This window comes from Flavobacterium suzhouense, assembly GCF_042684765.1.
In the GTDB taxonomy this organism is placed as follows: Bacteria; Bacteroidota; Bacteroidia; order Flavobacteriales; family Flavobacteriaceae; genus Flavobacterium; species Flavobacterium suzhouense.
On record NZ_JBHUMD010000017.1, the window covers coordinates 83,185 to 92,224 of the forward strand.

General features: G+C 38.7%; 7 protein-coding genes and 1 tRNA gene. 4 read left to right on the plus strand and 4 right to left on the minus strand.

What is annotated here, in order from left to right:
* Window positions 1-61 precede the first annotated feature (61 nt).
* Window positions 62-343 carry a DUF7674 family protein gene (locus ACFSR3_RS09370; protein WP_379820740.1) on the minus strand — a complete coding sequence of 94 codons (282 nt, stop codon included), beginning with the start codon at window positions 341-343 and terminating at the stop codon, window positions 62-64.
* A 162-nt stretch (window positions 344-505) separates the two neighbouring features.
* The gene (locus ACFSR3_RS09375; RefSeq protein ID WP_379820748.1) at window positions 506-1,864 is read right to left on the minus strand and encodes a sigma-54-dependent transcriptional regulator; all 1,359 of its coding nucleotides are present in this window, start codon (window positions 1,862-1,864) and stop codon (window positions 506-508) included.
* Between the two features lie 665 nt (window positions 1,865-2,529).
* On the opposite strand from ACFSR3_RS09375, the gene ACFSR3_RS09380 reads away from it, so the two are divergent.
* A complete protein-coding gene (locus ACFSR3_RS09380) occupies window positions 2,530-4,986 on the plus strand; it encodes an RCC1 domain-containing protein (protein WP_379820741.1) in 2,457 nt (818 codons plus the stop codon).
* Between the two features lie 86 nt (window positions 4,987-5,072).
* The gene (locus ACFSR3_RS09385) at window positions 5,073-6,683 is read left to right on the plus strand and encodes a T9SS type A sorting domain-containing protein (RefSeq protein ID WP_379820742.1); all 1,611 of its coding nucleotides are present in this window, start codon (window positions 5,073-5,075) and stop codon (window positions 6,681-6,683) included.
* Between the two features lie 66 nt (window positions 6,684-6,749).
* Here ACFSR3_RS09385 and ACFSR3_RS09390 read toward each other — a convergent pair.
* A tRNA-Ala gene (locus ACFSR3_RS09390) sits at window positions 6,750-6,823 on the minus strand.
* A 118-nt stretch (window positions 6,824-6,941) separates the two neighbouring features.
* Between ACFSR3_RS09390 and ACFSR3_RS09395 the strand changes: the two genes are divergently transcribed.
* Entirely contained in the window at window positions 6,942-7,712 is a 771-nt protein-coding gene (locus ACFSR3_RS09395) for an enoyl-CoA hydratase/isomerase family protein (protein WP_379820743.1), read from the plus strand.
* Here ACFSR3_RS09395 and ACFSR3_RS09400 read toward each other — a convergent pair whose 3' ends face one another.
* A complete protein-coding gene (locus ACFSR3_RS09400) occupies window positions 7,713-8,339 on the minus strand; it encodes a 2OG-Fe(II) oxygenase (protein WP_379820744.1) in 627 nt (208 codons plus the stop codon).
* A gap of 107 nt (window positions 8,340-8,446) precedes the next feature.
* Between ACFSR3_RS09400 and ACFSR3_RS09405 the strand changes: the two genes are divergently transcribed.
* Complete coding sequence (locus ACFSR3_RS09405; RefSeq protein ID WP_379820745.1) at window positions 8,447-8,896, plus strand: 6-pyruvoyl trahydropterin synthase family protein; 450 nt, start codon at window positions 8,447-8,449, stop codon at window positions 8,894-8,896.
* Window positions 8,897-9,040: the final 144 nt, after the last annotated feature.

A 9,040-nucleotide genomic window follows, 5' to 3' on the forward strand; every position in this document is an offset into this window, starting at 1 on the left:
ATAAGGCAATTCCGGTTACTACAAGTATAGTTGTCATAGCTTTTAGATTTTAGAATTTAATTTATACTCCCGAAGTATTAATCTGAGCGATATACTCCTTTCGTAAAGATTGCGGAAACATATCAGCTATATTACATTTACGCAGCTCCATAAAGGTGGACACCGAGAAAATATAAATATTCACAATAAGGTTTTTTGTCTCTGCATTACCTGTGGTCAGTAGGCGTTCTGCCACTTCAAGGCATTTTTTTGCCCTTGGTATATTACCCTTACGAATAAGGCTTTTAGTAATCTCTGCAAATTGCACCACCTTGGCGGAAGCAGGTTTGACTTGGTTTTTCATTTTAAAAAAATTACAGTTTGCACCATACTAGCCAAATAATATGCCCTTTGTAAAACCAAAAAAACAACATGCTTAAAAACAGCACTTTACGACTTAACCGGGATTTTTAAATAAAAAAACCCTATCAAAATGATAGGGTCTGTTTCTCAAAATGATACTATTTTATGTACTCAGATTATACTCATCCATCTTGCGGTATAGCGTAGCAAGACCAATATTAAGCAATCGTGCTGTTTCGGCTTTATTACCACTGGTATAATTTAAAACTTTTTGTATGTGGATTTTTTCTGCAGAAGCCATAGAAAATGCAGATAAAGTATTATTATCCTCACCTGATGGATTAAGGGCGTTTGACTGAAGCTCAATCGGAAGGCTTCTTAATGTAACGGAATCACTTCCTTCAAGAATGACGCTTCGCTCCATAACGTTTTTTAGCTCCCTTATATTTCCGGGCCAATTGTGAAGCTTCAAAACGTGCAGAGCTTCTTTGGTTATCGAATGAATTTTTTTATTTGTCTTATCACTAAACATTTTCAGGAAAAAGAGAGACAATTGCTCTATATCCTTCACCCGCTCCCTTAGCGGGGGCAGGTGAATTTCAAAAGCAGAAAGCCTATAGTATAGATCTTCCCTGAAATGCCCGGCAGCTATTTCTTTCTTAAAATCCCGGTTCGAAGCCGCTATAACTCTGACATCCGCCTTAGTTACCTTGCTACTTCCCACCTTCATAAATTCACCACTTTCTAATACACGAAGTAATTTAGCTTGTAAATCAATCGGCAGTTCTCCCAACTCATCAAGAAAAATTGTTCCTTGGTTAGCTTCTTCAAACAACCCCTTTTTATCTTTCAGCGCACCCGTAAAAGAACCTGCTAAATGGCCAAACATTTCGCTTTCTAAAAGATCATGGCTAAATGCTGAACAGTTTATAGCAACAAAGTTTTTGTTTTTACGACTGCTATTTTGATGGATTGCATTAGCAAAAACTTCCTTCCCTGTACCCGTCTCGCCTGTTAGCAAAACTGTAGCATCGGTAGGTGCCACCTTTTGCGCCAGATTAATAGCTTCGGTTATGCTTTTAGAATTACCCAATATACCTTCAAAGGAATATTTTTTCTCAAGTTGCGCTTCTAAAACGACAACGCGATTTTCCAGACTTCTTTTTTCGATGGCACGGTGAATCAAAGGAATTATTTTATTATTGTCGTCTCCTTTGATGATGTAATCGAATGCTCCATTTTTGATTGCCTGAACACCATCCTGAATATTGCCATAAGCTGTAAGCAGTATAACTTCAATACCCGGTAATTTTTGTTTTATCGTAAGGGTAAGATCCACACCATTACCATCCGGCAACTTTACATCGCACAGTACAACATCAACCGACTGCTGATCGAGTATTTTTAAGGCAGAACGACAATCGGCAGCCTGATAAAGTTCAAAATTTTCAAGTTTTAAGATCCTTACCAGTAGGCTCCTTAATTTCTCTTCATCGTCTATAACAAGTATCTTGTTCAAAATTTTATATTTTTTGCTTGACTATAACAAAAGTAATCCATTTTCATATTGCCATCTTTTTATAAGCAATAAAGTTAACTTTATAAGCATTCACTAGCTTGCAATCATCTTCATAATCCAACCGAATACCATCATGATAGCAAAAGCCAGCGTCAGGAGATGCACCGACGTAAATCTTGATCCGGATGGTATAACTTTCCTAAGTTGCTGGATTCTTATATCCCATTGAACACCTTTCTTTAAAGTTTTCATATTTAGCTTTTTTGATTGAGGATATCCATCAAAGCATATACCTAAAACAAACAAAAATTATAACAAACTGACATACAAACAAATACCTTCCTATTTGTTTAACTCGAAAATCATACACCTTATCATAATGATAAGGTGTATGTATCATATTGAGAATAATCAATAATTCAAAAACAGTTATTCTATGTATCGAAACCTATGATAACCCCTAAAAAATGATGCAGATGTAGAGGTAAGAAAAATCACAACAGAGGATACAATACCTGTATCAAACATTATAAGAAAATTATCAAAAAATATTCATAATTTAATTTAAAATATATTCAAGATGATTATATTCGCATTTGAAAAAAATCAGAAAATAATTACGAAAAAGTAGTTTGCTGATTTTTAAAACAAACCACCAAATCAATACAATGAAAAAACTAATTACTTTATTATTAGCAAGTGTCGGCTTGCAAATGACAGCACAGCAGTGCTGGAAAAGTGTTTCAACCGGAGAGAACCATTCGCTTGCCATTGGCCAGAATGGAACATTATGGGTATGGGGAAGTAACACCTCAGGCCAATTGGGTGATGGAACTACTATAACTAAATTTACGCCTATACAGATAGGCAGTGCTACAAACTGGGAAATTGTTTCGGCCGGAGATAATTATTCAGTAGCAAAAAAATCTGACGGTACCATCTGGGCGTGGGGAGACAATTATTATGGCCAGATAGGTAACGGATCAACCAATTACCCAACCGTACCCACACAGATAGGTTCTGTAACAACATGGAAAACCATTTCTGCAGGATACTCTCATACTGCTGCTATTAGAAATAACGGTACACTATGGGCATGGGGAGATAATTACGACGGACAATTAGGAAATGGAAATACTACTGACAGTTCTTCACCAGTTCAGATTGGCACTGCTACCGACTGGAAAAGCGTTGTAGTAGGAAGCAGCTTTACAGTTGCTTTAAAAAACAACGGAACTCTATGGGCATGGGGAGATAATTATTATGGTCAGCTAGGTGATGGAACCAATGTATCTAAAACTACTCCAACCCAAGTTGGAACGCTAAGTACTTGGCAGGAAATTGAGGTAGGTGCCTATCATGTTATCGCCAGAAAATCTGACGGCACAATCTGGAGTTGGGGTTACAACAGTGACGGACAGCTTGGCAAGGGAAATACAACAAACAGCAATTCACCAACACAAATAGGTACAGCTACAACATGGAAAACTATTTCTGCAGGTTATGCTCATACACTTGCTGTAAAAACCGATGGCAGCATCTGGGCATGGGGTGACAACTATGATGGACAGCTGGGTGATGGCACAACGAATGATAAAACTACACCAACCCACATTGGAACTTCAACTGACTGGGAAGCTGTTTCTGCCGGAGATAATTTTACAATTGCTAAAAAAACAGACGGATCATTCTGGAGCTGGGGTGATTATAGCGGTGGAAGTTTAGGTCTTGACAACGATACAATTAATGATGTATTAGTCCCAATGGCAATGGACTGTCCTGCGAGCTTATTCATTCCTGAAATGTGCTGGAAAGAAGCTGTAAGCGGACTGAATCATTCAACAGCAATTAAAGCTGACGGAACGCTGTGGGCTTGGGGTAAAAACAATTATGGTCAATTAGGTACAGGAACAAACACTGACACTACTGAACCAAAACAAATTGGCGGAGCAAACACCTGGAAGTCTATCGCAACAGGTGCTAACCACATCGTTGCCATTAAAACCAATGGAACGCTGTGGACATGGGGTCATAACAACTATGGGCAGTTAGGTGACGGCACAACCACAACTTTTAGAAACTCCCCCCTACAAATTGGAACCAGTACCGACTGGGTTAAAATTATTGCCGGAGAAGAATTTACCTTAGCAATCAAATCTAACGGAACGCTTTGGGGTTGGGGAAGAAACAACTACAACCAATTAGGAAACGGAACATATTACAATGAAAACGTTCCTGTACAAATAGGAACTGCTACCAATTGGCAAAGTCTTGCTGCCGGTCAGTACCATGCATTAGCAATTAAAACCAATGGCACACTATGGGCATGGGGAAGAAATAATGTTGGACAATTGGGCGATGGCACATTAACAAACAGGGACGAACCTGTACAAATTGGTTCAGCAACAAACTGGCAATTAGTTAGTGCAAGTGAACTGCACTCAGTTGCGAAAAAATCAAACGGAACACTGTGGTCTTGGGGAGATGGTTTTGATGGAAAACTAGGTCATAATTCATTTGACGATATGCTTGTTCCTACACAAATTGGTACAGCAACAAACTGGTTAATGGTCTCTGCCGGAGCTATGCACACAATGGCTTTAAAGAGTGATGGCACGCTTTGGGGCTGGGGTAACAACACTTACGAGCAACTTGGTAACGGTTCAACTACATCAACACAAGCACCAATGCAAATTGGAACTGCTTCAGGCTGGAAGAGTGTTTCAGCAAGCAGATATAACGGAATTGCAGTAAAAACTGAGAATTCTTTATGGACATGGGGTTCAAATAATGATGGCCAGGCCGGAAACGGAACAACTGATTATCAATTATCGCCTGAAAGCGTTGGATGTTACGATTCAGTTATTCTAGGTACAGAAGATTTTGAAACTGCAAATAACAAATTGGTAGCTTACCCTAACCCGGTTAGAGAAATGCTTACTATTTCACTGGATAATGAGATCTCTTCGGTTTCAATCTATAATTTGTTAGGACAGGAAATCATCACAAAAATAATAAATGCTACTGAAGCTAATGTAGATGTTTCTGTTTTAAGCGTCGGAACTTACATAGTAAAAGTACAAGCCGGAAACCAGGTGAAAAGCGTAAAGATTATAAAAGAATAAATATTGTCGCATCCTGATTTAATAAATCGGGATGCAGCTTTTCTTTCTAAGCCATACAACCAATCATTAATAACACCTAATCACAAATGAAAAAAATAATATTTACTCTACTTGCAATGGCAGGTATCTATAACAATAGTAATGCCCAAGGATTTGCAAGCCCTGCACAGCAATGGAATTTACCTGCAGTTCTTGATGACTACGAGTACCGTTTTGCAGACACAGACCATGTTGTTGTAGACATGAACGGTGATGGAAAACCGGACCTAGTTCATACTGAAAATCCGGCGACAAACGGTGTTTCAGATGTATTCCTTAACGGACAGCAAAAATACTGGAAAGTATATCTTAATAATGGTACTGGATTCAGTGCAACTGCAACACAATGGAACTTACCTGCTGTTCTGGATGGGTATGAGTACCGATTTGCAGATACCGATCACGTTGTTGTTGATATGAACGGAGACGGAAAACCCGATTTGGTTCATACTGAAAACCCTGCAACTAATAACACCCAGGACCCATTTTTAAACGGACAGCAAAAATACTGGAAGGTATACCTGAATACAGGCTCAGGATTCAGTGCAACTGCAACACAATGGAATATCCCTGCGGTTTCTGACAGCTATGACTTTAGATTTTCAGACGATTTCCATGTTGTTGCTGATATGAATGGTGACCTGAAACCGGATTTTGTAGATACTGAAAATCAAGCAACAAATGGTGAGTCGGATGTGTTCCTTAACGGACAACAAAAATACTGGAAGGTATACCTGAATACAGGCTCAGGATTCAGTGCAACTGCAACACAATGGAATATCCCTGCTGTTTCAGACAATTACGACTACAGATTTTCAGACTATTTCCATGTTGTTGTTGATATGAATGGCGACTCGAAACCGGATTTTATAGACACTGAAAATCAAGCAACAAATGGTGAGTCGGACGTGTTCCTTAACGGACAGCAAAAATACTGGAAGGTATACCTGAATACAGGTTCAGGATTCAGTGCAACTGCAACACAATGGAATATTCCTGCAGTTTCAGACAATGATGATTACAGATTTTCAGACGATTTCCATGTTGTTGTTGACATGAATGGTGACTTAAAACCGGATTTTATAGATACTGAAAATCAAGCAACAAATGGTGAGTCGGACGTGTTCCTTAACGGACAGCAAAAATACTGGAAGGTATACCTGAATACAGGTTCAGGATTCAGTTCAACTGGAACACAATGGAATATCCCTGCAGTTTCTGACAATTACGACTACAGATTCTCAGACGATTTCCATGTTGTTGTAGACATGGATGGTGACCTGAAACCTGATTTTATAGACACTGAAAATCAAGCAACAAATGGTGAGTCGGATGTATTCCTTAACGGACAGCAAAAATATTGGAAGGTATACCTGAATAATGGATCTTCAACTGTGGGTCTTGAGGATTTTACAACTTTAGCAAACCTAATATCAATCTATCCAAACCCGTCAAACGGTATTTTTAAACTGGAATTGAAAGGCGAACTGGCACAAGATTATGCGTTAGAGATATTCAATCTGCAAGGCCAGAGAGTTTATCAGGCTTCATTAATAAATTTCCAGGAAATCGATTTGAGCAATCAGGCTAATGGAATGTATCTGATGAAGTTTACTGATGGGCAATCAACAATTACAAAGAAGATCATAAAAGAATAACTCTTACTTCCTATCCTAAAAACTAAAAAAGCCATACTTAAATTAAGTATGGCTTTTTAATTAAAGTGGAGAAGATGGGAGTCGAACCCACGACCTCTTGCATGCCATGCAAGCGCTCTAGCCAGCTGAGCTACATCCCCATTATGTGTCGCAAATATAGTATAATTAATTCCCAATTTACAACACTCATTATAAAGTTTTAAAAAAAGTGTTTTGCCTTTTTCACATTTCCATTACTTTTACCCCAAAATAATTTACATGTCAACTACCACGAGGCCTAACGGATCATTATATACAAAAATCGAGAACACAATTGCTACTGTTGAGTTTGGCCATCCTGCCAGCAATTCATTTCCCGGAGAATTGCTTCAACGCTTGGCAGACGAACTGAACACACTTAGCAATACTCCACAAGTAAACCTTATCGTTCTGAGAAGTGAAGGCGAAGGTGCATTTTGTGCCGGTGCTTCGTTCGACGAACTTTTGGCGGTAACAAATCTTGAGCAGGGCGCTATATTCTTTTCCGGTTTTGCCAATGTAATTAATGCAATGCGCAAGTGTTCAAAACTTATCGTAGGTCGCATACACGGAAAAGCTGTAGGTGGTGGTGTTGGTATTGCTGCAGCCTGTGACTATGCATTGGCAACCGTAAACAGTTCAGTAAAACTATCCGAACTAACAATTGGTATCGGTCCGTTTGTAATTGCGCCTGCTGTGGAACGCAAAATGGGGAAAGCTGCACTATCGGAAATGACGCTTGCAGCCCATGAGTGGAAAAATGCGTATTGGGCTGAAAAAAAAGGTCTTTATGCTAAGGTTTTTGAAAATACACCAGATTTAGACAAAGAACTTGACATCTTTACCCAAAAGCTTGCCTCGTACAATCCTGAAGCTCTAGCAGACATGAAAAGAGTACTATGGGAAGGCACAGAAAACTGGGATACTCTGCTAACCGACAGAGCTAAAATATCAGGCCGATTGGTGCTTTCTGATTTTACGAAAAATGCCTTGGCTCAATTCAAGAAATAATTACCCTCTGGTTTTAAGCCAGCCCGTAATACTAAGTCTTTCCCTCTTCACCGGCTTTACTTCGTGTTCGAGCACCTGGCTTTCAAAAATTACTACCCTGCCTTGTACAGGATAAATATCTATTGCCTTTTCTGAACCATCTTCGTTGAAATAAATGGTAAGCTCTCCACCATATTCAGGCTGCCAGTCTTCGGAATTGAGATAACAAACCATAGATAATTTTCGTCGGCTGTCATTTTGGAAGGTATCCAGATGACGCTTATAGAAAGTCCCTTCAGGGTATAAGGCATAATGAAATTCCTTTTCGTTAATTCCCATGTAACAGGTGCGATTAAGATAATCCTGAAAATCGTTTAATTTGCCGAAAAAACGACTTTCAGCTCCCAATGCATGTTCTTCATCAAGCCAAAGGATAAAATCGCCTCTAATAGCATCAATTATCTTCTCGTTGGACTGATTTCCTATTGCCGACTTTTTAAACCTGTCCTCATCATATTTAGCAAGCAATGCCGTTCTCAGGGCTAAAACTTCTTCTTTTGTAAAAAAGTCGTCTATAACACTATACTGCTGCTCCATCAGGTCATCAATAACCTTTTCATATAAGGGGTTTAACTGTAAATCATCCATGATTAACTAAAAATAGTGCATCAAAGATACTCTGAAAACCGATAGCTTTATAATAAATTAGATTGATGCATATTATTTAGTAAATTTGTAGGCTTAATACCATTATAATGAGTAAAATCAGGATTACCAAACAGTTTACTTTTGAGACCGGCCACGCGCTTTATGGCTACGATGGCAAATGCAAAAATGTACATGGGCACAGCTATAAGCTTTCGGTTACTGTAATAGGAGAACCCATAACCGATCCTACTAATGTAAAATTCGGAATGGTAATAGATTTTGGAGATCTGAAAAAAATTGTAAAAGAAGACATCGTAGATGTTTTTGATCACGCAACGGTATTCAATCAAAACACTCCGCACGTTGAGCTTGCTGCCGAATTAAAAAACAGGGGACACCATGTAATTTTAGTCGATTACCAACCAACAAGTGAAAATATGGTAATAGACTTTGCCGATAAGATCAAAAGAAGACTACCGGACAACATACAGCTTCATTCATTACGTTTACAGGAAACTGAAACTTCTTTTGCAGAATGGTTCCAAAGCGATAATTAAAACACATTCATCATAAAATAGTGAGCCTCCAAGATGGAGGCTTTTTTATTACCATAAACAATCAAAAAAGCCTCCGCGTTATGCGGAGGCTTTCACTATAGTTGGTTTATTAAGAAACGACCTGTGTGTGATTACTTCTTAACA

Coding starts and splice junctions, on each gene's coding strand:
- ACFSR3_RS09370 (WP_379820740.1), bottom strand. CDS start 343: ATGAAAAACCAAGTCAAACCTGCTTCCGCCAAGGTGGTGCAATTTGCA.
- ACFSR3_RS09380 (WP_379820741.1), top strand. CDS start 2,530: ATGAAAAAACTAATTACTTTATTATTAGCAAGTGTCGGCTTGCAAATG.
- ACFSR3_RS09385 (WP_379820742.1), top strand. CDS start 5,073: ATGAAAAAAATAATATTTACTCTACTTGCAATGGCAGGTATCTATAAC.
- ACFSR3_RS09395 (WP_379820743.1), top strand. CDS start 6,942: ATGTCAACTACCACGAGGCCTAACGGATCATTATATACAAAAATCGAG.
- ACFSR3_RS09400 (WP_379820744.1), bottom strand. CDS start 8,339: ATGGATGATTTACAGTTAAACCCCTTATATGAAAAGGTTATTGATGAC.
- ACFSR3_RS09405 (WP_379820745.1), top strand. CDS start 8,447: ATGAGTAAAATCAGGATTACCAAACAGTTTACTTTTGAGACCGGCCAC.